Raw genomic sequence first — 699 nt, forward strand, 5'->3', positions numbered from 1 at the left:
TCTGTTATCTAGTTTTGAGAGAACATCTCTCATTTTGTTTGGTGGCGATAGCGAAGAGGTCACACCCGTTCCCATGCCGAACACGGAAGTTAAGCTCTTCAGCGCCGATGGTAGTCGGGGGTTTCCCTCTGTGAGAGTAGGACGCCGCCAAGCAATTGCACGTCAGTGTAATTATGGAGGATTAGCTCAGCTGGGAGAGCATCTGCCTTACAAGCAGAGGGTCGGCGGTTCGAGCCCGTCATCCTCCACCATTTTGCCGGTGTAGCTCAATTGGTAGAGCAACTGACTTGTAATCAGTAGGTTGGGGGTTCAAGTCCTCTTGCCGGCACCACTTTTACATGCTATAATATTCAAGTCTCTTGTAAGAAGAGCCATTAGCTCAGTTGGTAGAGCATCTGACTTTTAATCAGAGGGTCGAAGGTTCGAGTCCTTCATGGCTCACCATTTAACGCGGGTGTGGCGGAATTGGCAGACGCGCTAGACTTAGGATCTAGTGTCTTTATGACGTGGGGGTTCAAGTCCCTTCACCCGCATTATATAGGATGTCAGCTATAAAAATTGGACATCCTGTCTGCGGAAGTAGTTCAGTGGTAGAACACCACCTTGCCAAGGTGGGGGTCGCGGGTTCGAATCCCGTCTTCCGCTCCAACTATACCATCCACGCCGGGGTGGTGGAATTGGCAGACACACAGGACTTAA

5 tRNA genes and 1 rRNA gene are annotated in these 699 nt (G+C 50.5%); all 6 read left to right on the forward strand.

Features of this window, described 5'->3' with window-relative positions:
• Window positions 1-37: 37 nt before the first annotated feature.
• The 6 genes from rrf to AAGG74_RS23475 all read left to right on the forward strand — a co-directional run bounded on the left by rrf (window position 38) and on the right by AAGG74_RS23475 (window position 648).
• Window positions 38-153: ribosomal RNA gene (gene rrf / locus AAGG74_RS23450) — 5S ribosomal RNA — on the forward strand.
• A 22-nt stretch (window positions 154-175) separates the two neighbouring features.
• Window positions 176-251 (forward strand) — tRNA-Val (locus tag AAGG74_RS23455).
• A gap of 4 nt (window positions 252-255) precedes the next feature.
• A tRNA-Thr gene (locus AAGG74_RS23460) sits at window positions 256-331 on the forward strand.
• Between the two features lie 37 nt (window positions 332-368).
• Window positions 369-444, forward strand: a tRNA-Lys gene (locus AAGG74_RS23465).
• A gap of 6 nt (window positions 445-450) precedes the next feature.
• A tRNA-Leu gene (locus tag AAGG74_RS23470) sits at window positions 451-533 on the forward strand.
• Window positions 534-573: 40 nt separating this feature from the next.
• A tRNA-Gly gene (locus AAGG74_RS23475) sits at window positions 574-648 on the forward strand.
• The last annotated feature ends 51 nt before the right edge of the window (window positions 649-699 follow it).

The organism is Bacillus mexicanus, from assembly GCF_050445615.1.
In the GTDB taxonomy this organism is placed as follows: Bacteria; Bacillota; Bacilli; order Bacillales; family Bacillaceae; genus Bacillus; species Bacillus mexicanus.